The 22,364-nt window shown below is 47.9% G+C and carries 19 protein-coding genes; 4 read left to right on the top strand and 15 right to left on the bottom strand.

Features of this window, described 5'->3' with window-relative positions; all coding sequences use genetic code 11:
• Positions 1-159 precede the first annotated feature (159 nt).
• Complete coding sequence (locus GY843_RS14765; RefSeq protein ID WP_297310704.1) at positions 160-954, bottom strand: SDR family NAD(P)-dependent oxidoreductase; 795 nt, start codon at positions 952-954, stop codon at positions 160-162.
• A gap of 143 nt (positions 955-1,097) precedes the next feature.
• Complete coding sequence (locus GY843_RS14760; RefSeq protein ID WP_297310703.1) at positions 1,098-2,780, bottom strand: DUF342 domain-containing protein; 1,683 nt, start codon at positions 2,778-2,780, stop codon at positions 1,098-1,100.
• Positions 2,781-3,025: 245 nt separating this feature from the next.
• On the opposite strand from GY843_RS14760, the gene GY843_RS14755 reads away from it, so the two are divergent.
• Positions 3,026-3,907: a DMT family transporter gene (locus tag GY843_RS14755; RefSeq protein WP_297310702.1), complete on the top strand. Its 882-nt coding sequence runs from the start codon at positions 3,026-3,028 to the stop codon at positions 3,905-3,907.
• A gap of 255 nt (positions 3,908-4,162) precedes the next feature.
• On the opposite strand, the gene GY843_RS14750 is transcribed toward GY843_RS14755, so the two are convergent.
• Both GY843_RS14750 and rsuA read right to left on the bottom strand, forming a co-directional pair.
• Positions 4,163-5,215, bottom strand: coding sequence for a methyltransferase (locus tag GY843_RS14750; RefSeq protein WP_297310701.1), 1,053 nt, complete (start codon positions 5,213-5,215; stop codon positions 4,163-4,165).
• Positions 5,212-5,904, bottom strand: a complete 693-nt coding sequence (gene rsuA, locus GY843_RS14745; protein WP_297310700.1) for a 16S rRNA pseudouridine(516) synthase RsuA — start codon at positions 5,902-5,904, stop codon at positions 5,212-5,214. The genes GY843_RS14750 and rsuA overlap by 4 nt, the downstream gene beginning before the upstream one ends.
• Before the next feature lie 157 nt (positions 5,905-6,061).
• Between rsuA and GY843_RS14740 the strand changes: the two genes are divergently transcribed.
• On the top strand, positions 6,062-6,898 hold the full coding sequence (locus tag GY843_RS14740; RefSeq protein ID WP_297310699.1) for a 6-carboxytetrahydropterin synthase: 837 nt from the start codon (positions 6,062-6,064) through the stop codon (positions 6,896-6,898).
• On the opposite strand, the gene GY843_RS14735 is transcribed toward GY843_RS14740, so the two are convergent.
• From GY843_RS14735 to dksA, 11 genes are all read right to left on the bottom strand, one after another.
• The gene (locus GY843_RS14735; RefSeq protein ID WP_297310698.1) at positions 6,895-8,250 is read right to left on the bottom strand and encodes a DASS family sodium-coupled anion symporter; all 1,356 of its coding nucleotides are present in this window, start codon (positions 8,248-8,250) and stop codon (positions 6,895-6,897) included. The two genes, GY843_RS14740 and GY843_RS14735, sit on opposite strands and share 4 nt — an antisense overlap.
• 156 nt (positions 8,251-8,406) lie before the next feature.
• The gene (locus GY843_RS14730) at positions 8,407-9,588 is read right to left on the bottom strand and encodes an acetyl-CoA C-acetyltransferase (RefSeq protein WP_297310697.1); all 1,182 of its coding nucleotides are present in this window, start codon (positions 9,586-9,588) and stop codon (positions 8,407-8,409) included.
• Between the two features lie 432 nt (positions 9,589-10,020).
• A complete protein-coding gene (gene panC / locus GY843_RS14725; protein ID WP_297310696.1) occupies positions 10,021-10,869 on the bottom strand; it encodes a pantoate--beta-alanine ligase in 849 nt (282 codons plus the stop codon).
• Between the two features lie 2 nt (positions 10,870-10,871).
• Positions 10,872-11,666 (bottom strand): 3-methyl-2-oxobutanoate hydroxymethyltransferase, encoded by a 795-nt coding sequence (gene panB, locus GY843_RS14720; RefSeq protein WP_297310695.1) that lies wholly within the window; start codon positions 11,664-11,666, stop codon positions 10,872-10,874.
• Positions 11,667-11,707: 41 nt separating this feature from the next.
• Complete coding sequence (gene folK, locus GY843_RS14715) at positions 11,708-12,208, bottom strand: 2-amino-4-hydroxy-6-hydroxymethyldihydropteridine diphosphokinase (RefSeq protein WP_297310694.1); 501 nt, start codon at positions 12,206-12,208, stop codon at positions 11,708-11,710.
• Positions 12,198-13,628, bottom strand: coding sequence for a polynucleotide adenylyltransferase PcnB (gene pcnB, locus GY843_RS14710; RefSeq protein ID WP_297310693.1), 1,431 nt, complete (start codon positions 13,626-13,628; stop codon positions 12,198-12,200). The genes folK and pcnB overlap by 11 nt, the downstream gene beginning before the upstream one ends.
• 605 nt (positions 13,629-14,233) lie before the next feature.
• Positions 14,234-15,631, bottom strand: a complete 1,398-nt coding sequence (locus tag GY843_RS14705; RefSeq protein ID WP_297310692.1) for a sigma-54 dependent transcriptional regulator — start codon at positions 15,629-15,631, stop codon at positions 14,234-14,236.
• Positions 15,632-15,672: 41 nt separating this feature from the next.
• Positions 15,673-18,588, bottom strand: coding sequence for a sensor histidine kinase (locus GY843_RS14700; protein ID WP_297310691.1), 2,916 nt, complete (start codon positions 18,586-18,588; stop codon positions 15,673-15,675).
• Positions 18,581-18,751, bottom strand: a complete 171-nt coding sequence (locus tag GY843_RS14695; protein WP_297310690.1) for a hypothetical protein — start codon at positions 18,749-18,751, stop codon at positions 18,581-18,583. Before GY843_RS14695 ends, GY843_RS14700 begins: the two co-directional genes overlap by 8 nt.
• Positions 18,751-19,641, bottom strand: a complete 891-nt coding sequence (gluQRS, locus tag GY843_RS14690; RefSeq protein WP_297310689.1) for a tRNA glutamyl-Q(34) synthetase GluQRS — start codon at positions 19,639-19,641, stop codon at positions 18,751-18,753. Before gluQRS ends, GY843_RS14695 begins: the two co-directional genes overlap by 1 nt.
• 77 nt (positions 19,642-19,718) lie before the next feature.
• Positions 19,719-20,147 carry an RNA polymerase-binding protein DksA gene (gene dksA / locus GY843_RS14685; protein WP_297310688.1) on the bottom strand — a complete coding sequence of 143 codons (429 nt, stop codon included), beginning with the start codon at positions 20,145-20,147 and terminating at the stop codon, positions 19,719-19,721.
• Positions 20,148-20,478: 331 nt separating this feature from the next.
• Between dksA and GY843_RS14680 the strand changes: the two genes are divergently transcribed.
• On the top strand, positions 20,479-21,642 hold the full coding sequence (locus GY843_RS14680) for a pyridoxal phosphate-dependent aminotransferase (protein ID WP_297310687.1): 1,164 nt from the start codon (positions 20,479-20,481) through the stop codon (positions 21,640-21,642).
• Positions 21,642-22,343: a DNA/RNA nuclease SfsA gene (gene sfsA, locus GY843_RS14675; RefSeq protein ID WP_297310686.1), complete on the top strand. Its 702-nt coding sequence runs from the start codon at positions 21,642-21,644 to the stop codon at positions 22,341-22,343. The genes GY843_RS14680 and sfsA overlap by 1 nt, the downstream gene beginning before the upstream one ends.
• Positions 22,344-22,364: the final 21 nt, after the last annotated feature.

The following is a 22,364-nucleotide window of genomic DNA, read 5'->3' as shown; positions in this document are numbered from 1 at the left end:
AGAGGCGAAAATAATAGATTCCGACCTTCGCTGGAATGACGAGTGTTGAGAGTATTAGAGCTGCGGATAGCTTTTCCTGGCTACTCGCAGCTTAAATTATCTGGTAGGAGCCTTTGTTCTGGTTCACTTCTAAAAGAAGTGAAGACTAGACTCTTTTGCTCAGGGGCAGGTATACCCGCCATCGATCACCAGATCGGTTCCCGTCATAAACGAGGATTCGTCTGAAGCTAAAAACAAGGTTCCGTATGCAATCTCTTCAGGTTTACCAAAGCGTTTCATCGGTACCATTTCGATTAGTGGCTCCCAAGCTTCTTTCGGTACAGAGCTTTCAAACAAATTAGTATCAAACATACCCGGGCAGATGGAGTTTATGCGGATATTATCTGCAACAAACTCGAGTGCAGCTGAACGCGTCATCAAACGTACAGCCCCTTTAGTGCTCTGATAAGCGGTAGATGTTCCTGCACCAGAAATCCCGTAGATAGAGGCAAAATTGATAATAGAGCCCCCGCCATTATTTCGCATGGAGGGCACAACTGCTTTCATACCGAGTAAACAACCGAGCTGATTGACTCCCACAATCTGTTGGAATTTATCAATAGTATGGTCAAGCAAGCCGGCGTGATAATAGATACCTGCGTTATTCACAAGTACATCTAACTTACCAAAAGTTTGCTCGGTGTGTTTTACCGCCTGAATCCACTGCTCTTCCTGGGTGACGTCTAAAGCGCAAAGTTCGGCTTGGCCGCCTTCAGAACGAATTGACTCGACAGTTTGCTTGGCATTATCCCACAGCCCGGTCGCTGGTTGGCTCTGAGCAATAATTGGGTCCTCGGGTAAATTTGTGAGCATGACTGAGGCGCCTTCTTTCGCCATTAATTTAGCCTGGGCACTCCCCAAGCCACCGCCTGCACCCGTGATCAAAACTACTTTGCCTTGTAATCGTTTGCTCATTATTGAACCTTTTTGTTTTTAATACAGATAAATCCAGTATTGAAAAAACAGGGAAGGGGAACGAGGTGAATAAGTACGTTTTGGTGATCAAAATCGAGCAATGTAAAAACGTTGGTAACTAAGAAGGGCTTTGGGGTTTGTTACTAAAAAGAGCGAAGTTCAGGCTCATACATAGCCTCCCCATCCCTAAATGCTATCCCGCCTCCTGCGCACTCTTTAGTAAACTTATAAGGGAGGTCCGCAATATACACCTTCACATTGGGGTAGATATAACCCCGGGCAATCATCTGTGCTGAATGTAGTTGGTTTTCCCTATAGGCGCGGAGTTTTCTAATCTGGTGCTTCAGTGCAGAAACCAGTTTTGCGGTGTGTTTTATCGCACTGACCAGACGTTTAGTTTTCTCCAGGGTATCCATGGTTTTGGGTAGGGTTTTGAATTCAGGTAGTAGAAGCCTGAGTTCATTCAGAAGTTTCTGATTACTGTTGAGCTTTTCACTCAACTGCTGTTCATGGGTCTTGCTCTCTTCATAGTGACAGCAAAGACGTATCTCGGTTGGGATAAAGGCCTCCGTACCGTAGTTGGCACAGGAGACACCTTTACAGGCATGAGTAAGACCGCCGATTAGCTTGCTATTACGGTCTCGGGGGGCGCGCCCGATCTCCAGTAGCCCGCGGGTTTGGCTTAGGCAGTGTAGTAGTTGTTTATCAACAATAATCCCTTTTTCCGCATCCAGTTTAGCGTATTGAGCAAAACCGATCTGGACATGTCCTTCTGCTTGTAAGTGGCAGTTCAGTTCCTCGGGGTTGAAGTGCTGAGAGCTATCCTGTTGCTGACGACCGATAACTCCTTTGCGTACGATGATATCGCCGCCGGCTTCAATATGGGCGTAGTAGACAGATCCACCTATAGTGATATCTCCGGTGGCTGAGATCTTCATACCATCCTCTACGTCGCCCTGAATAATAACGCTGCCATCAAAGCTGATATGTCCGGTGCCTATATCTACTTTTGCAGCGGTATAGATCTGGTCAACACGCATACCGCGAGGTTGTTCGACGGGCAATCCCTGCCGCGCTGCAAGGATCTGATCTTTTGACTCACTGAGTATAACCCCTTCGGATGGAGTAAATGGCACCTCTTTACCCGGTTTGGGGGGGATTACTTCGCCAGTAACAGTAAAACCCATTTTCCCGGGGGTAGGTGGTTCAAGGTGCATCAGTAACTCACCCTCTTTTACGGTCATGATCTCGCCGAAATCGAGTAAGTCTACCGTGCCATCGCCACGCTCTTTCGGTTGATTCAGTTGTTGTCTCAGAGTTTTAACGTCGGAGATCCATTCCCCGTCTTTGCCATGTTCGGCGTTACGCCCACAGGCGATCTCTTTTTCGATTGTGCTGCCCGGCTTGGCTTGATGCGCTTCCTTGAGCAGAGCGCTTAGTTCTTTGTTTCTTAGGCCTTTGCGGATATTGGCTGCGGCCAGTGCTTGTTTTAGTTGTTTCGGGCCTATCGGCTTGCCGCCGTATGCGGCTCGTATGGTTGCTGTGGCTGTCAGTTTGTCGGCGCTAAGCTGTAACGATAGTTGGGCATCAATTCGTTTGGCGATAATGAAGGAAATAGGGAAACGGGTTTGCTCATTATCAGGCTCTTCCGCTGCAGAGATGATCTGATTGATGGCAGCATCTTCCCATTTAAGAGAAGTAAGATCTGCCTCTTCCAGCAGATGTTGGATGGTTTCGAAATCAACTGTTTCACCTTCGTCTGGATGTTCTAACACCGCTTCAACCGACAGGTGATCTTCTGCTTCACGTAAGCTTAAGCAGGCCATAGGCAATCGTTCTCGTGTTAATTACCTGTTTAGTATTGTTCAGATTTTTAAAAAGTCTAATAAATCAGGTGATTAGCTTGTATATTCAAACAAACTTGTATGCTTTTCATGATTTATTATTGTTTCAGTAGTTAAATTCAAAGTGGAAAGCCAATCTGTACTGCTGTGACTAGTTAGAATTTGTCCCTGTTTAATTACGACTAGTGCCGTTAAAGTGACCCTCTTCAACCTTAGAGTTATTCGCTATGTTAAGTAAGCAGCAGCGCCTGGCGCTTGTTCCCTGGGCCTTTGTAGGTATATGGAGCACCGGTTTTATCGGGGCTAAATATGCTGTGCCTTATATGGAACCATTTAGCGTATTACTGCTGCGAACCGTTTTAACACTGCTGGTATTTGCAGGATTATTGTTATGGCGTAAGCCCCAGTGGTGCTCGCTGCCGCAGGCTGGGCATCAAATGGTTGTAGGTTTTCTGGTTCACGCTTGTTATCTGGGTGGTGTTTTTGCCGCAATCGATTGGGCGCTTCCTGCAGGAATCACCTCATTGGTGATGGGAGTACAACCTCTTCTAACAGCGTTAATCGGTTGGTTGTGGCTAAGTGAGCGCTTACTTAAAAGGCAATGGATAGGTTTGTTGCTGGGCTTTGTCGGTGTGTTGCTGGTGGTTAGTCAGAATGGGCAGGGTAATTCTGACATCGCAGGTTGGGATGCCTGGAGTGCTGCAATAATTGCTTTGCTGGCAATCTCTATAGGTACGCTTTACCAGAAGCGTTTTGGCTCCGGTGTAGATCTGATGGTAGGGGCTTTTTACCAATATCTGGCCACTGCCTTTGTGATGGCTGCGTTGGCATTTCTGTTTGATTCTGGGCAGGTGGATTGGAGCTGGCCTCTGCTGGGCGCATTAGCCTGGATGGTGTTGGCTCTGTCAGTAACCGCTATTTTATTGCTGCTGGTGATGATCCGTGAAGGTGAGGCGAGCAAAGTGGCGAGTTATTTCTATCTGGTACCACCACTGACCGCGTTAGAAGCCTGGCTCCTGTTTGATGAAACTTTGAATGCGGTCGCTTTGGTAGGCATTGTCGTAGCTGTTGCGGGTGTTTATCTGGCAGTGAAGCGTAAAGAGGCTTAACCCGGATATTTTATGTAGGGATCGGAATTTTTGGGAAATATGGCTAAGCAATTGTTTTTATCTTGTGCAGGGCCTTGGTGGTTCCAAGGTTCAAGGAAGATGAGAACAAGTGTAACGTCAGATTTTTCAGAAAACTGATCAGTGATAGGTTGGTTACATAGTGTAACTTTCTAATATATGCAGGAAACCCAGGTAGCATAAGGCTTACAGTATGATTTTTAGCGCCTTCATGAAAAATTCGGGTTAATCAGTCGATCACATCTTATGAGTTAAACGCACCAGCTTAAAGTTACCATTGGACATAATGCATTCTGCTTGATGGAAGTATTGATGGGCTTTACGTTCAATCGGAATATGGATGTTTGTTACAAAGCAGGCAACACCTCGGCTGTGTAAACGATCGTGAGCGGCCTTAAGGAAACGGTCGGTCAGATCTCCATCTACTGAGAAGCCTGCATGGAAGGGAGGGTTACAGACGATCAGATCGAACTTCTCGGTGATCCCTTCTGCGCAACTGGCAGCAATTACTTTGCCATTGATTGGATAGCGGTCGAAGTTACGCTCACAGGCTTTTATTGCCGCTGCATTATTGTCGGTAGCTACTACCGGTATATCCAGATAGCTCAGATTGAGCGAAAGGTAGCCGTATCCGCACCCAAGATCCAGAGCGTTTTTGGGTGGTTCTATCAGGGTCATTAGGAAGCTATCCAGATTTTCAATCAGATAGGCGCTGCCCTTATCTATTTTATCCCAGCCGAACACCCCTGGCTTACTGTAGTATTCAAAAGATGACTCATGCTGGGTATCTGAGCAGGTCACACGTAGCTCATGGTAGTTTTTGTCATCAAGCTGTTTGTTGCTGACTTCGTTATGTTTGCTTAAGATCGCCAGCCAAGTGTCTTTATCCGCCTTACTGCTTTCTCCCTCTCCAAACAGCTTCTTTGCTTTGCTGAAGTAGGTTTTGATCCCTTCGCCTTTGTCGCCTGCCAGAATCAGTTGGCCATCTTCTTTGAGGCAGCGGAACGCTTCATTGATGATGTGGTGAACGACCAGTTTCTCTTTGGATATGCGGTAGATCACCTGATCAAGGGAGTTGTCTTCAATAATGCTGAAATCGTAGTCTGAGAAGAGAACCTTCCAATCCTGCTTTTGCAGCTGTTGTTCCAGATCTATACGGTTGGCGATTACGGTAACAGCATCGTTGGGCCTTAAGTTGGCGCTGAGAAGGTTCTCATCGGCCAGCCATAAGCTGCGTATATTCGTATCCTTCAGGTAAGGGATAAGCTGGTTAAAAGCGGAATCACTCATTTGATGCTGTTGATCTCTTCATCTGTCAGGAAACGGAATTCACCTGGTTCCAGATCTTCATCCAATTCAATATCGCCGATGCGTTGCCGGTGAAGCTCCGTAACCTTGTTGCCAATGGCAGCGAACATACGCTTCACCTGATGGTAACGGCCTTCGGTCAGAATCACTTCGGCTTCATTCTCGGCTGTGATGGTTAACTGTGCCGGTTTTGTGCGCTGCTTATCATTGATAAGCATCAGGCCGTTCTCGAATTTTTCTACGGCATCCTCTGGAATTGGATCAGCAGTAGTGACTTGGTAAAGCTTGCCTGTCTTATGTTTAGGTGAAGTGATTCTATGCGCCCATTTGCCATCACTGGTAATCAGAACAAGCCCGGTCGTATCTACATCAAGGCGGCCGCAGATTGTCAGTTCTTCTGCGCGAGGCAGGTCGATAAGGCTGAGTACTGTAGGGTGAGTACCATCATCATTGGAGCAAACGCAGCCCAAAGGTTTATGCAACATCAGGTATTTATCGCCGGGTGCGTCAACCGGATAACCACTGAGATATACCTCATCCTCTTCACCTATGTGCTGGGATGGGTCGGATACCTCGATATCGTTCACCACAACTTCACCTGCTTTCATAAAACGGCGGACCTCTTTGCGGGAGAATCCTGTGGATTGGGCGAGATATTTGTCTAAGCGCATAGTGATGTGATAACTGGAGCCGTCGGAAAAGCGGCTATTATATCTGAACTATTACCATGAATGCTGTAACGTTTTTTGTGATCAGTTTTTAGGCTAATATACGCGCCTTGATTTTGAGGCAGTAATTATAGATGTCTGCCTCGCAACGGAGCTAAAAGTGAAACTGTTTGTAGATAACCTGACCAATGTCGATTTTTCATACCTGCACCCACATCGTGGTTTGATGGGGGAGTCCTGGCTGGTGCAGCTGGAGCTGGATGGAAGCCTGAATGAGCAAGGTATGATCTGTGATTTTGGCATTGTGAAAAAAGAGGTTAAGCGCTGGTTTGATCGTTGGGTTGATCATGCGCTGGTGGTCCCAACGGGAATGCCCCGTTTAAGCCACGCTACTAATGATGGTTACACTGAGGTGGAGTGGCTCTACCCCGATGGTGAAAGCTTCTACTGCCGTTCCCCTGAATCTGCGATCTGCCTGGTAGGTATGCCGGATATTACAGAGCATACGTTGGCTGATTGGTGTCGTGATAAACTGTTGGAGCTTTTCCCGGAAGAGGTAAAAGGGCTGAAAATCTCCTTTGTGCCTGAGCGCATTGATGGCGCTTTCTATCACTACAGTCACGGTCTGCAGAAGCATGATGGTAACTGCCAGCGCATTGCCCATGGTCACCGCTCGAAGATAGAGATCTATATTAATGATCAGCGTGACTCAGAACTTGAAGCTGAGTGGGCTGAATCTTTTAAGGATATCTACATCGGCTCAGAGTCGCATTTGGTTGAGCGCTGCGAGTCCCGTCACCACTACGCTTACACAGCACCCCAGGGTGATTTTGCTATCAGCTTGCCAGCGTCTGTGTGCTATCTGATAGATACTGATAGCACCGTTGAGCTTATTGCTGACCATCTGGCGCATCAGATAAAGAAAGATCACCCGAATGAGCGTGTTCTGGTACGCGCCTTTGAAGGTGTGGGTAAAGGTGCGATTGTTGAGCTTTAACCCAATAGCAGGTGCATGCTCACACTGATTAGTACAATGCAGAGCAGGTTAAGGAAAAAGCCGGTTCGCATCATACTTTTTTGAGGAATGTAACCGGTGCCAAATACAATGGCATTTGGGGGTGTCGCCACAGGTAGCATAAAGGCGCAGGATGCGCTGACTGCAATCGCAATTGCCAGAGTATCGCCGGGGAAACCCAGTTCAGCGGCTATTGAAATGAAGATAGGTACCATTAGGGCTGTACTGGCGGTGTTACTGGCCATCTCTGTAAGGAAGACGACAAAGGTACAGATCAGAGCGAGAAAGAGGAAAAAAGGCGTATCGCTCAATAATAAACTGATCTGTTCAGCAAGGAATGAACTTGCGCCTGTGCTTTTCAGAATTGCGCTGAGTGTTATCCCGCCACCAAATAACAGCAGTACACCCCAATCGGTAGTTTTCTCAATATCTTTCCAGCCAACAAGTTTAAGTATACCCAACAGGAAGATAGCAAGAATTGCGACCATGCTATCAAAGCCTTTTTCTATGCTAAGAGCAGAGGAAAGAGGTTTGCTGAACAGCCATAGGACTATAGTCAATAGAAATACCGCCAGTACTGCGTTGCGTTCAAGGGTTAGGGTGAAATTCTGCTCTTCCTGCTCAAAGTGTTGATCTATTTTGGGAGCTAGCAATACAAAGAGTAAGGCGATCATGCAAGGTAATAGAATGATCACTATTGGCATGCCTATTTTCATCCAGTCGGCAAAGCCAAGCCCAATCTCCGCTGCTGCAATCGCATTGGGTGGGCTACCCACCAGTGTTCCAATACCGCCGATGTTGGCTGAATAAGCGATCCCCAGAAGAATGAACAGATAAAGCCCAGGGTTATCTTTAATCTCAAAGCGGGAGAGCATGCCTAGTGCTAAAGGCAGCATCATCGCAGTGGTAGCCGTGTTTGATATCCACATGGAGATAAAGGCAGTTAAGAGAAACAGGATCATACTGGCATAGAGAAGCCGCCCATTTGCCAGTCGTAGTACATGGTTAGCAAGCGCGCGATCAATTCCGTGTTTATGCAGGGCGGCTGCCAGCGCAAATCCACCAAGAAACAGAAAGATAATGGGGTGCGCAAAATTAGTCAGGGCCTGCTGAATATTGAATATACCCAGTAAGGTGGCGGCAAGAGGTACGAGTAGAGCAGTAACCGTGATGGGTAAGGTTTCGCTGATCCATAATGCACCGATGAAGAATAGCATTGCCAAACCTTTGGCGGTTTCCTGGTCTGAAATGGAAAGGGCAGGCAGGGTGAAAAGCAACAGTGCTGACAGGATTAGAATTGAAATAAAACGGATCAAGCTGCTGGTATTAACCATCAATGTTATTCCACGGCAGGGCTTAATAAATTCTATTCAGCATAGTGTGATTAGTATGCAAGGTATAGGTTTGAAGCGGCCTTATTTTGGACAGAAAAAAACCGCTGCGAGCAGCGGTTTAAAGTGTAGGACGGTCTCAATAGACTTTAGTCTAGATCAGTCTCGTTCGATTGCAAGTGCAGTACCCATACCACCACCGATACACAGTGTAGCCAGGCCTTTCTTCGCATCACGCTTGTTCATTTCGTGGATCAGGCTAACGAATACGCGGCAGCCGGAAGCACCGATTGGGTGACCCAGAGCGATAGCACCGCCGTTAACGTTAACGATATCTGTGTTCCAGCCCAGATCTTTGTTTACAGACATTGCCTGAGCAGCGAAAGCTTCGTTTGCTTCAACCAGTTCCAGGTCATCAACAGTCCAGCCTGCTTTTTCCAGTGCTTTCTGAGTTGCGCAGATTGGACCTGTACCCATGATTGCTGGATCAAGGCCTGCATTACCGTAAGCCTTAATGCGTGCCAGTACTGGCAGACCCAGTTCTTCAGCTTTCTCTGCAGAACAAACGATTACTGCAGCAGCGCCATCGTTGATAGTAGAAGAGTTACCTGCAGTTACAGAACCGTCTTTTTTGAATGCTGGACGCAGTTTGCCCAGAGCTTCAGCGGTACAACCGAAACGTGGCTGTTCGTCAGTATCAAATACGATTGGGTCGCCTTTGCGCTGAGGAATCGTTACCGGGATGATCTCGTCTTTAAAGCGACCAGAAGTTACCGCAGCTTCAGCTTTATTCTGAGATGCAGCAGCGAATGCATCCTGCTCTTCACGTGTGAAGCCGTATTTTTCTACGATGTTCTCTGTAGTGATACCCATGTGGTAGTCGTTGAACGCATCCCACAGGCCATCTTTGATCATGGTATCAACCATTTTCCAATCACCCATACGTGCACCGTTACGGGAGTTTGGAAGTACGTGAGCAGATGCGCTCATGTTTTCCTGACCGCCTGCGATGATGATGTCTGCATCGCCACAACGGATCGCTTGAGTCGCCATCTGTACTGCTTTAAGACCAGAACCACATACTTTGTTGATTGTGATAGCTGGAACTTCAATTGGCAGGCCGCCGTTCAGCGTAGCCTGGCGAGCTGGGTTCTGGCCGCAACCTGCAGTCAGTACCTGGCCCATAATTACTTCGTCAACTTTGGATGGATCAAGGTCGATTTTCTCGATCAGACCTTTGATAACAGTCGCGCCCAGATCAGAAGCTGGGATTTTAGACAGAGAACCACCGAAAGTACCTACTGCGGTACGACCGGCAGCAACAATAACAACGTCACGCATTAGAAATGCCTCTTAGCTTAGCTATGTACAATGTTCACTCTACGACGATGATAGGTCATCGAGATGACCTGGGTATTGCAAGCGAAAAGCCGGGTGGGGTAATGGGTTACCCTCTTAAAATCCGTTTTTCGAACCGCGTTGCCTCAACATTTTGGTTTTTATTGCAGCGCAGGAATTCATCGTTTCTGCAGTCTGCTCGACAGGGCGGTCCTTTGTCAACCCACGTAATTACTGGGTTTTTTTCTGCTTGTACTGGAAATACAATGTTTTGCAGTGCCGAAAAGCGTCGTAATTAGATTGTGAATGAACAGCTTAACAAGCTTGCAGGGAGCTATAAACGGCACTTGTGTAGCGAGTAGGCGGGTAAAAAGTCAGGGATTGTATGTACTTCCGGATAACCTCTCAGTGACTTGTTATCCGGAAGCGGGGTGTTTACAGGTCAATCTGAATGTTATCGATCAGGCGAGCTGGGCCAAGACGGGCTGCAGCCAGTATTACCAGCTCTTTATCGTCTTCGCTGGCAGGTTGCAGGTCCGCACGGCGGCAGATTGCGTAGTAATCGCGCTCAAAGCCTGCTTGTTCAAGCTCATTCTGTGCTTGTTCTGCAATTGCGGCAAAGTCTTTCTGACCATTGCTGATTTGCTCGGAAGCGTTGCGCAGAGTTGCATTCAGAACCGTAGCAGTCTCCAGTTCTTCTGCACTCAGATAACCGTTACGAGAGCTGAGTGCTAGGCCTTTTTCATTACGGGCAATTGGCGAGCCTTGAATCTCTACAGGCAGACTGAGATCTTCAGTCATGCGGCGGATAACCATCAACTGCTGGAAATCCTTCTCACCAAAAATGGCTACATCCGGCTGTACCATGCCGAATAGCTTGGCAACTACGGTTGCTACGCCGCGGAAATGTCCCGGGCGACTGGCACCACAGTACAGATCAGAGATAACTGGTACTTCCACCTGAGTCTGAGCTTCACGGCCGTGTGGGTAAACCTCTTCGTCAGTAGGTGCGAACAGGAAATCACAACCGCGAGATTCCAATTTCTCCTGGTCCTGCTGCAATGTGCGTGGGTAATTGCCCAGATCTTCGCCAGCGCCAAACTGAAGTGGGTTAACAAAGATTGAGGAAACGACTACATCGCTGCTGGCCTTGGCCTGATCAATCAGCTGCAGGTGCCCTTCGTGCAGGTTGCCCATGGTTGGCACAAAGCCAATACGTTTACCGTTACGGCGCTCTGCGTTCAGGACTGAGCGCAGTTCAGCAATAGTGTGTACTGTGATCATGATTATTCGAAACCGTGTTCTTCTGCAGGGAAGCTACCGTCTTTAACGGCTTTGGCGTAGTTAGCGACAGCTTCTTCGATAGTGTCTGCATCAGCCATGAAGTTTTTCACAAACTTAGGGCTGCGGCCTGGTGTAACACCAAGCATATCGTGCATGACTAGAACCTGGGCGTCAGTACCGGCACCAGCACCAATGCCGATAACAGGCACATCAACAGCCATTGTGATCTCTTTTGCCAGAATGCTTGGTACGCATTCAAGCAGGATAACGCTGGCTCCAGCATCCTGAAGTATTACCGCATCATTGATCATCTGCTGCGCTGAAGCTTTGTCACGGCCTTGAACTCGATAACCACCAAGTTTGTTGACTGTCTGAGGAGTCAGACCAAGATGTGCACACACCGGGATACCGCGTTCAGCTAACAAATTAATAGTTTCTGCCAGCCATGCGCCGCCTTCCAGTTTCACCATGTTAGCGCCAGCCTGCATCAGTGCAGCTGAGCTGTCCATCGCTTGTTCAGGAGTGGCATAGCTCATAAATGGCAGGTCACTCATGATCAGACTGCCTTGATTGCCACGTGCGACAGCTTGCGTGTGGTAAGCCATCTCTTCTACAGTCACCGGAAGGGTGCTGTCATTGCCCTGAAGTACCATGCCCAATGAGTCACCAACCAGTATCACTTCCACGCCAGCAGAGCTGACCAGATGTGAGAAACAGGCATCGTAAGCGGTCAGTACCGCAAACTTTTCGCCGTTCTTTTTCATTGATGACAACGTGTGCAGAGTAATATTGCTCATGGAAATAGCTTCCTGTGATTACGCGTTGGTGGCGATTATACCTATATCTTTGCCAGAGTTCCCATAGGGCATGCAACTAATAGCTGAGACAAACTGCCTATGTTGGGGATTTCTGTATCCGCTGCAATTTCAGCTAGCGGATAGAGAACAAAGCTGCGCTCTTGCATAAATGCGTGGGGCACGGTTAGACGCTCGCTGTTGATCTGCTCTGTACCATATAAAAGCAGGTCCAGATCTAAAGTGCGTGGTCCCCAGTGACGTTCACGTACCCGTTGATGCTTCTGTTCCAGACTTTGCAACTGATCCAGAAGTGCATGAGCTTCAAGCGTGGTTTCCATTTCAGCCACAGCATTAACAAAGTCGGACTGATCCTGAGGACCAACCGGTGCAGAGCTGTACAGCGAGGATGCTTTTATAAAGCGGGAGTCAGGTAGTTCAGCTAGTTCTTGCAGAGCCTGTTTAACTTGGGAAACCGGATCTTCAAGATTGCTGCCAAGTCCTATGAAACACCTAACCTTCAAGCTTGGGGTATTAGCCGTCATGATTAACTTGTTCGTTGTTCTTCTTGCTTGGCTTTCTGCGTCGTGAACGACGGGGTTTACTACTTTTGCCGTTGTTCTGGTTGCGAGACATCTTCTCGCGAGCGTTCTCATCCGCATTCTGAAAATCGGTCCACCACTGGCTCAGGCCGCCCAGGTCTTCACCGCTCTGCTCACGTAGAAGCAGTAGATCGTAAGCAGCACGGAAGCGTGGTTGCTCCATCAAGCGGGCTGCTTTATTGCCATGGCGTCGCGGCAGGCGTAGTTGCATCTCCCAGATCTCGCGGATCGGGGTGGAGAAACGACGAGGAATTGCAGTGGAGCGTACCTGTTCAGCAATGACTTGATTAGCTGCTTCGTGCAGGGCAGGCAGCGGTGGCATCTTGTTGTCGCGTATCAGTTTCTGCATTAGCTGCTGAGTTGGATACCAGAGGATCGCTGCAAACAGAAACGCAGGGGTGACGCTTTTACGTTGTGCCAGGCGTCTATCAGTGTTTTTCAATGCATTTTCGATCAGCTTCTCTATTGGCATATCAAGCTGATCTGACTGCAGCAAGCGTTGTACCTGCGGAAATAGTGGCTCAAACAGATCAAGGCGCTGTAGTTGCTGATAGGACTGAATGGCATGGCCTGACTGGAACAGTTTCAGAGCTTCATCAAACAGACGAGCAGGTGCAATGCGCTTTAACATTGGAGCCAATTCACTAATCGGCTCTTCGGATGCGCTATCGATGCTGAAGTTCAGTTTGGCCGCAAAGCGTGCAGCACGAAGCATACGAACCGGGTCTTCCTTATAACGTGCCTCAGGATTACCGATCATACGCAGAACACCTTTTTTCAGGTCTTCGTAGCCGTTGGCAAAGTCATATACACAATGATCTTTAGGGCAGTAATAGAGGGCGTTGACGGTAAAGTCACGGCGTAGAGCATCATCTTCGATAGTGCCATAGACGTTGTCGCGTAGGATCATGCCGCTATCGCATTGTTTACCTTGTTCGCCAGAACTCTCTTCCGATTGGCTGTCGTGGCTGGCGCGGAAAGTTGCAACTTCAATAAGATCGCGACCAAAACGTACATGGACCAGTTTGAAGCGTCGACCAATCAGACGGCCGCGGCGAAATAATTCTGCAGCTTCCTCAGGATGGGCGTCTGTGGCAACGTCGAAATCTTTGGGTCTTTTATTGAGTAAAAGATCGCGGATACAGCCGCCAACCAGATAACCCTCAAATCCCGCATCCTGAAGGCGGTAGGCAACTTTCAGAGCATTATCATCCAGATGACGGCGTGGGATTTGATGCTCATCTTCAGTGATCAGGCGCTTGTTCACAGAGGTTATGATTTCACTGTCCTCGATAGCGTCTTGATGATCTTGTTTGTTGCCGCCAAACACTTTGCTTAGCGCGTTGCTAATGGATTTAAGCAAGGTTATGCCTACTCAACTATGGTAGCCGGTGGTGACCGGAATACTAACGGATAGCTTTGGTTCAGCAGTTGATACATGCGTTCAATGCTAGATCACTATCCCTGACTAAATTTGGGGCGCAATGATACCACTGTTAGAGGCAACAGGGGGAGTTTTTAGTACAGGAATTAAACAGAGGGGAGGATGGGGAGCTGATCGCATCTCAGACAACAACGCTAGTTCTCAGCTTGTTGTTTTTGTTCTAAGAGCAAATTTCGGGACCGTCGGTGCTTCGTTACGATCAGCTATTCTAAGCCTCATTATTATTTTTATTCGAGGCGGGTGCTTTTCTACTTCGTACCAGTTTTTATTTTTATTGGCGGACTTAGTGTCTAAGCATGCTTCTTTTTGTTTTCGCGTATATATAGAGCACGGTGTGTGCCAGTTTTTAAAAATCCTTTAAAAACAAGTGGATATATTTTTAGGGTCTTTGGGTTACCTACTTTGGTGCTGGTTTTGTTACCTGTTGTTACACTTAGGGGCGTACTTGTGGGTAGTAAGGTAACAACTGATTTGTTACCTCTGTGTTACGTTTGTTACCCGTGAAGGGGGTAACAGTTACAGGTCTATTTGTTTTTACTTTTTCTCGGGATGCCCAGCTTCTGTCTGCGCTCCCATAAGCATTTACGGCTTACACCGAGTTTTTTCGCCAGCTCTGTTTCACTGAGTTGATCCTGATTTTCCAGTACAAAACGTTGGAAATAATCATCCAGGGATAGGTTAGCCTGTTCCTCTTTAGAGAGCTGATTACTATCTAATACTGAAGTATTATGCTCGGCAAATTGGGTTTCCAGTTCTTTTAGACTGGTAGTAGGTAGGTCTAGCCCAAGCAGGTCGGTTGTTATTTGGTTGCCTTCCACCAGAATGACGGCGCGCTCAATTGCATTCTCCAGTTCTCGCACGTTGCCGGGCCAATGGTAGTTACTCATTGAGTGGATGGTTTCCGGAGCAAAGCTAAGATTGCCTGCCTGCATACGTTGGCAGACATTAAGCAACATTTTATTGGCTATCTCGATAATGTCATTGCCACGCTCACGCAGAGGTGGAATGCGCAGTTCCATTACGTACAAACGATAGTAAAGGTCTTCACGGAACTCGCTTTTCTTCGCCAGTTCTTTCAGGTTTCGATGGGTTGCAGCAATCAGGCGTACGTTAACCTTTTTTGATTGTACTGAACCTACGCGACGGATCTCGCCTTCCTGTAGGAAGCGAAGCAGACGAGCCTGCGCTTCTAGTGGCAGTTCCCCTATCTCATCAAGAAACAGAGTGCCGCCATCGGCTGCTTCTAGTAGACCGCTTCGCCCGCTGGTGGCTCCTGTGAAAGCGCCTTTTTCGTGGCCGAACAGCTCTGACTCGATCAGGCTTTCTGGAATGGCTGCACAGTTCACAGAGATCATTGGAATATGGCTGCGGTTGCTCTGTTCATGAATAGCTCGTGCTGCCAGTTCTTTACCTGTGCCCGATTCACCTTGAATCAAGACAGTGGCTTCGGTGCGGGCAACTTTGCGAATCCGGTTCTGTAGTTCCTGCATCGGTGCACAGGAACCAAACATCTGAGTACTTTGGGGTTCCGAATCTTCAGAAACTTCTTCGCTGATTACGGGATTGCTTTCTGTTTGGTTAGACAGAATATGCTGTACAGAGCTGATCATCTCGTCATGATCAAATGGCTTGGCAATGTAATCCACCGCACCCAACTTCATGGCATCTACTGCTGAACGCAGGCTCGCATAGCTTGTCATGATTAACACAGGAACTGATTTTGCCAGAGCGATCAGATCTGTCCCGGGTGCACCTGGCAAACGCAGATCACTGATAATCAGGTTAAATTCTTTGAGGTTAAATCGGCTGGTTGCCTCATCCACGGAGGCTGCGTCATCTACACGGAAATTGTTTTTTTCTAACAGTCTGCGCAATGCAGACCGGATGATAGTTTCATCTTCGACAATCAGAATACGGCTCATCAGGCTCTACCTAGGCTTTACCTTTACATCCCATCCCGCGTTCAGGATTCTATTGATCCTTTTAAACGTGGGAGTGTTATTGCCACTTGAGTGCCTTTCTTCTGTTTGTTGTTGGCAGGGCTAATTACTTCAATACTACCATAATGTTCTTCGATAATGTTATACACCAAAGATAGCCCCAAGCCAGTTCCCTGACCCGGATCTTTTGTGGTAAAGAACGGCTCAAATAAGCGTTCTTGAGAGTCTTCTGAGATGCCGCTGCCTTCGTCAGTTACCCGCAGAGTGATGGTTTCAGTATTTTCGTCAGCTTCTAGCCAGATGGAGTCGCCATCTTCTGATGCATCACTGGCGTTCTGCAGCAGGTTTACAAAAACCTGTTGGATCTGTTGTGGATCACCGTTGATACGTAGAGCGTCAGGAATGTTATTAACATAATTCTGTTGCTTTCCATGGCTATCCAAAGAAAGCAGATGGATTGCTTCCGCAGCGCACTGTGCCAATGATACCGGCAGCTGTTCACGGTCAGCATCAGGTCGGCCTGCATGAGCAAAGCGAACCAGGGACTGTACTATACGGCTGATACGTTTGGTTTGGTCAACGATATGATCACCGGTTTCGAGAATATAATCATTATCCGTTTCCAGCTTAAGGTTTTGGGCCAGACAGGCGATGCCGGTGACCGGGTTGCCTATCTCGTGAGCAACGCCGGCGGCAAAACGGCCGATTGAGGCTAAGCGTTCATTGTGCGCTAGTTTGTCCTGCATGGTCTTGGTTTCGCTTTCATCCTCAAGCAGGATAACCATGCCGATATCCCGGCGCTCTTTCAGAATAGACTTGTGCAGGCTAAACCAGTGAGTATGTTCATCAATAATCAGTTTCTGACCCAATTGGTGATCCAGGGTTGAGCGTGAAAATTGATCTATAATTTCGCTCCATTGATTCTGTTGAGGGCCAAGGCGTGAACCGATGATATCGGTTGCTGTAATACCGGTTAGGCGTTCCATTTCTGAATTCCAGAATATGACCTGTCCCTCGGTATCTAGTGTGCAAACCCCCGTTGGTAGTTTCTGAAGGGTAAGGCGGTGGTAACGCCGCATCTCGTCCAGTTCAGCAGCCAGGCCAGTTAGCTGTTCCTGATAGTTTTCCAGTTGGTTTTCCATCATGTGAACATTACTGGCTTTGAAATCCATCGGGTCAGATGGACGGTCCAGGGGTTCCAATAAGGTAGCAGCTTCAATAGGTCCAAGTAGACCGGATAAATTGTGTTCCAGTAGTGTTCGTAAGCGTAACAGGTCAACGGGGCGTATATTTTCTGCCTGCAGATTCATCTCTTCGAGAGCTTTATTTACTTCTCGCTCGGCAGCTTTTTTGCCCAAGCGAAAACTGAGTAGATCATTGAAGTCACTGACCCTGGAGACCCGTAGGTGGCTGGTGCTGGGTTTTTGCAGGGCATTCATCAAGCAGGCTTGTGCTGCCTGTGATTCATCCGAACTTTGTGTTGAAAGTAGTGATACTACGGTCAGAACTGCTGAATTGAGTAGAACGGAAAGTACCGCGATCTGGTCCCAGTTATCGCTATCTAGATTAAATTGTACCAGGCCAAGTGTTTCCGCTGAGAGTGTAGGAATCAGCATGCCAAACAGCCAGATACCCATGCCGGTTAAAAGACCGAGAATCAGCCCCCAACGAGTTGCTCTCTGCCAGAATAAAGTTACAAGAAGGCCTGGTAGGAACTGCAGGAAGGCAACAATTGCAATGATACCCATCTGGTGCAGGTCATAACCCCCGCCGACCTGACGGTAGAACAGGTAACTGGCCAGTAACATCGCCATAATTAGGACCCGTCGCAACCAGAGTAACCAGGAATAGAAACGACGAGTTTTTGGTTTAGGTACTAATGGCAGAATAACGTGGTTCTGCAGCATTGAAGCCATCGATACAGTTGCCACGATCATGATACCGCTCGCAGCAGACAAACCACCGATAAAGGCAACTACGGTGAGCCAGCTTGAATCCAGTATCAGCCCCAAATTGAGAACGAGAAACTGAGGGTCGCCACCTACGTTGAGTGCTTCGCCCGCCCACATGATTGGAGGGACAGCTGCGGCAAGGAGGAATAGAAACAGGGGCATCATCCAGGTAGCTTTGTACAGCGTCTCATCAGATGAGTTTTCTGTAAAAAGCATATGGAACATATGTGGCATAACAATGGCACCGGTAAAAAATGCCAGAATCAGGGTGCGCCAGGCTTCGCTATCTATAGGTGTTTGTAATTGTTTAACTGACTCCGGGTTGCTAATCAGAAATGCTTCAACCCCGCTAGGACCGCCGAGGATGGCAAAAATGGCGACGCCAGCAATGATTAGAAGCGCGGCCAATTTGATCAGTGACTCAACCGCCATCGCCACCATCAGTCCTCGGTGGCTGGTACGAAGGGTTGGGTGGCGCGCACCAAACAGAATCGAGAACAGTGCGATTACGAAACAGAAGCCTAAGCCAATTTGATCCGCACTGAATTGGTCGTTAAGCAGATACAGCGCATCAGTTACAGCTTGTATCTGGATCGATAACATTGGCAGTGTCGCTAGTACTGAGAGAATGGCAGTAAATGTACCGACTCCACCGCTGCGGAAGCGGAAGGCAAATAGATCTGCTAGGGAACTGAGCTGGTAAGTACGGGTGATCCTTAAAATTGGGATTAGGATTGCGGGGCCCAAAATAAAGGTAATAGCGGCACCGAAATAAGAACCTAGAAAGCTATATCCTGACTCCTGTGCCAAACCAAATGCGCCGTAGAAGGTCCATACACTGGCATACACCCCGATCGATAACACATGGGTTATCGGATGGTGCACCAGCTTTTTCGGCAAAAGGTTACGTTCGGTCAGGTAGGCTGCGCCAAACAGGAACAGCAGGTAAGCGATACCGATCAGTATAAGCGAGGGTAAACTAAACATCTCTGCGTCCTCGCTCAACCAGAAACGCGAGTATGATCACAATAAGCCAGACAATGTAAGTCAAATACCAAGGGCCCTGAATTGCCTGCCAGCTATCGATGAGTAGAGGGACAACCATATAGAGGGCAGGGATGAGCAGGAGCAGAAGGCGGTGGAAATACATTAGATATTTCCTGTCTGTAGAATTTTACCTTTAACAGCAGAAATTTTACGTATGTCCCAGTTTTGAATCGCCCATTCGAGAACTTCATCTCGGTAGCCCTGCTGCAATTCTGCAGGTGGTTCCTGATCGAGGAACTGCAGTGCTTTATACAGTACTGGGGCCGGGTGGCTACAGTCTAACGCTTCAGCGTAAGTCTGCTTGCTGAGTTTCTGACCTTCGCTGTTATTGGCAACTGGAATGTGGGCATAAGCCGGTGAAGGATATCCTAGTAGCTGCTGTAGATGGATCTGTCTTGGTGTTTCATCAAGTAGATCTGAGCCGCGTACCACATGAGTGATGCCTTGCAGGTAATCATCTACTATAACCGCCAACTGATATGCGAATAGTCCATCACGGCGGTAGACAACAAAATCACCACTACTGGTTTTCAGATTGTAGGCGTGGGGTCCCTGAATAATATCCCGAAAGCTGATTAGGCTGTCTTTGCAACACACTCTGATGGCGCAATTAGCTCCCTCTTCGGGAGGATGTAGCAGGCAGTGTTGGTCGTAAAGCAGATTACCGCTACGTTGCTGAATCTCTTTACGAGAACAGCTACAGCGATAAGCATCACCACTGTCCAGCAGTTGTTGCAGTACATCTCGATAATACTCAAGGCGTTCACTCTGCAAGCTGAGTTCATCATCCCAGTACAAACCAAATGCTTCCAGGACTTCCGGGAATTTTTCTTTTAATCCTTCCTGCTCACGAGGAGGATCAAGGTCTTCGATACGAAGCAGCCACTGACCGTTATTGGAACGGGCATCGAGAAAACTAGCGAGTGCAGCGAGGAGTGAACCAAAATGTAATGGTCCGGTTGGGGATGGAGCAAAGCGACCGATATAGGACACTATAAGAAGCTCAAAAGAAAACTACAGGTGGGTCCGTTAAAGCCAGCCTCAGGGTATAGGGGCTGGCTTAAGCCGGATTAGCCGCCAAGCTGTTTTTCTTTTATCTCAGCCAGCGTTTTGCAGTCGATGCAAAGTGACGCTGTTGGACGAGCTTCCAAACGGCGGATGCCGATCTCGATACCGCAGGCATCGCAATAGCCGTATTCGTCTTCTTCGATGAGCTCCATAGCTTCATTGATCTTCTTGATCAATTTACGCTCACGGTCGCGGGTACGCAGTTCAAGGCTGAATTCCTCTTCCTGGCTGGCGCGATCAGTTGGATCTGCAAAGTTTGAAGGTTCTTCACGTAGGTGGTGAATAGTGCTGTCCACCTCTTCCATCAGCTCCTGTTTCCAAGCTTCCAGAATTTTCTTGAAGTGTTCCTTCTGTTTCTCATTCATGTACTCCTCACCTTCAACAATCGGGTAAGGATCAATGTGTGTGAAAGATTCGCTCTTGTTTGGCATAAGCGCTGCCTCACTCTCTTTCTTTCGTAAGCTATCTTTGGATAGCTTCACTTGCCTGTGTTAGGGAACCTGTAGTTGTTTTTAGCAACATACTGTGAGATTTACATCTCAGATTCCGTGGTAATGCAGAAACTGCATTTAGCATGAAAGGCAGGGAAATTACCAGATGATCTGATGTTTCGCTAGCCCTAAATTCATCTAACCGGCTTAAAAGGACATCCTATTAGGTCTAGTCCAGGTTAGAGTGCTTGTAAATAGGCGATCTGAACGCTCTATTCACAATAGGTCTGAGTTATACTGCGGTTTTGGTTTTTAGAACGGGATGTAGGTAATGGGATTTGAGCCTTCGCAAAGGGTGGCAGAGATCGAATCATTTAAAGTGATGGATCTGCTGAAACGAGCAAAACAGCTGGATGCAGAGGGATTTGATGTTGTACACATGGAAGCTGGCGAACCTGATTTTGCTACGGCTCCTCCTATTGCTGAAGCAGCCAAAGCGGCGATCGACACAGGTTTAACTCAATACACCCCAGCGGCAGGTATTCCGGAGCTGCGCCAAGCGATCAGTGATTGGTATCAGCAGCGTTATAATCTGGACATATCCCCTGAACGCATCATTGTCACAACCGGTGCATCCAGTGCGTTGCTGATGATCTTTGCGTTGCTCACTGATGGCGGGCAGTCCTTTATGATGGCGGATCCGGGTTACCCTTGTAACCGCCAATTTCTGAGGTTTTTGGAAGCCAAAACACAATTGGTTTCAGTGGATGCAGAACAGAATTTTCAGCTAACTTCTGAACTTGTTAAGCAGAACTGGCAGACAAATACAGCCGGGGTTTTGTTGGCATCACCTGCTAATCCAACGGGTGCCGTTGTCCATCGTGATGAGCTGGCTGAAATTGCTATGCAGGTTAAGAACTGCGGCGGTTCGCTGGTAGTGGATGAGCTCTACCATGGCTTGACCTACGAGCAGGATACGCCTTCGGTTCTGGAACTGGATCAGAACGCTTTTGTTATTAACAGCTTTTCCAAATACTTCGGTATGACGGGCTGGCGTTTAGGTTGGCTGGTGGCACCAATGGATGCCGCTCCAGAGCTGGAAAAACTGGCGCAGAACCTGATGATCTCTCCGCATACTGTATCCCAATATGCTGCGTTGGCTGCGTTTAAACCGGAAACCATCCAGATACTGGAACAGCGCAAAGAAGAGTTTAGAAAACGTCGCGACCTGCTGGTATCAGGCCTGCGCGAACTTAATTTTGATTTGCCGATAACCCCTGAGGGTGCTTTCTACGTTTATGCCGGGGCTCAGCATCTGACTGATAATACCTTTGACTATTGCTGGTCGTTGCTAGAAGAGGATCATATTGCTACTACGCCGGGCCGTGATTTTGGTCAGCACCGCTGTGATCAGTTTATCCGCTTTTCCTATACCACTGGTTTGGATCGAATTGAGCTGGCTTTAGAGCGTCTGCAGAAGAGGATTCGTGGCTGATGCAACTGGATAATCTGCTCAAAGGTAAACTGGTTAAACGCTATAAGCGATTCCTAGCTGACGTGATTCTGGATGATGGAAGCGAAGTGACTGCTCACTGTCCTAATACAGGCTCTATGAAAAACTGTGCTGAGCCTGGGAGTCGGGTTTGGCTGCAGGATAGCGGAAATCCTAAACGCAAATACCCATTGGGTTGGGAATTGGTGGAAGTTGAAGGTCGGTATCTGGCCTGCATCAATACCGGTCTTGCTAACAAACTAATGCGCGAAGCGATTGAGCAGGATGTAATCACGCAGTTACAAGGTTATGAGTCTATTCGTCAGGAGGTGAAATATGGTGAAAACAGCCGTATTGATCTGTTGCTGGAAGATGCTGAAAAGGGCCGGGTTTGGGTTGAGATTAAAAATGTTACCCTGTTGGAAGAAAATAACTGGGGTAGTTTTCCGGATGCTGTTACCACTCGAGGCGCTAAACACCTTAAGGAGTTGATGCTCATGGTAGAGCAGGGTGATCGAGCGGTGATGCTGTTTTGTGTTCCGCATACGGGTATTCAGAAGGTGCGGCCTGCTGATCATATCGACCCTGAATATGGTCGGTTACTACGACAAGCAAAAGAAGCGGGTGTTGAGGTTATAGCTTATGCAGCCCGGATTGATGAGCAACAAGTGACTATCGAGAGGGAGTTACCGGTAGAGCTGTAGGAGGTGTGTACCCACACCGAA

It is taken from the genome of Neptuniibacter sp. (assembly GCF_024231755.1).
GTDB lineage: Bacteria > Pseudomonadota > Gammaproteobacteria > Pseudomonadales > Balneatricaceae > Neptuniibacter.
This window is presented reverse-complemented; position numbering and strand designations above follow the sequence as displayed.

Coding starts and splice junctions, on each gene's coding strand:
- GY843_RS14705 (WP_297310692.1), bottom strand. CDS start 15,631: ATGAGCCGTATTCTGATTGTCGAAGATGAAACTATCATCCGGTCTGCA.
- sfsA (WP_297310686.1), top strand. CDS start 21,642: ATGCAACTGGATAATCTGCTCAAAGGTAAACTGGTTAAACGCTATAAG.
- GY843_RS14730 (WP_297310697.1), bottom strand. CDS start 9,588: ATGCGTGACGTTGTTATTGTTGCTGCCGGTCGTACCGCAGTAGGTACT.
- GY843_RS14755 (WP_297310702.1), top strand. CDS start 3,026: ATGTTAAGTAAGCAGCAGCGCCTGGCGCTTGTTCCCTGGGCCTTTGTA.
- GY843_RS14750 (WP_297310701.1), bottom strand. CDS start 5,215: ATGAGTGATTCCGCTTTTAACCAGCTTATCCCTTACCTGAAGGATACG.
- panB (WP_297310695.1), bottom strand. CDS start 11,666: ATGAGCAATATTACTCTGCACACGTTGTCATCAATGAAAAAGAACGGC.
- GY843_RS14760 (WP_297310703.1), bottom strand. CDS start 2,780: ATGGCCTGCTTAAGCTTACGTGAAGCAGAAGATCACCTGTCGGTTGAA.
- GY843_RS14700 (WP_297310691.1), bottom strand. CDS start 18,588: ATGTTTAGTTTACCCTCGCTTATACTGATCGGTATCGCTTACCTGCTG.
- GY843_RS14695 (WP_297310690.1), bottom strand. CDS start 18,751: ATGTATTTCCACCGCCTTCTGCTCCTGCTCATCCCTGCCCTCTATATG.
- folK (WP_297310694.1), bottom strand. CDS start 12,208: ATGACGGCTAATACCCCAAGCTTGAAGGTTAGGTGTTTCATAGGACTT.
- panC (WP_297310696.1), bottom strand. CDS start 10,869: ATGATCACAGTACACACTATTGCTGAACTGCGCTCAGTCCTGAACGCA.
- rsuA (WP_297310700.1), bottom strand. CDS start 5,904: ATGCGCTTAGACAAATATCTCGCCCAATCCACAGGATTCTCCCGCAAA.
- GY843_RS14735 (WP_297310698.1), bottom strand. CDS start 8,250: ATGGTTAATACCAGCAGCTTGATCCGTTTTATTTCAATTCTAATCCTG.
- GY843_RS14765 (WP_297310704.1), bottom strand. CDS start 954: ATGAGCAAACGATTACAAGGCAAAGTAGTTTTGATCACGGGTGCAGGC.
- GY843_RS14680 (WP_297310687.1), top strand. CDS start 20,479: ATGGGATTTGAGCCTTCGCAAAGGGTGGCAGAGATCGAATCATTTAAA.
- dksA (WP_297310688.1), bottom strand. CDS start 20,147: ATGCCAAACAAGAGCGAATCTTTCACACACATTGATCCTTACCCGATT.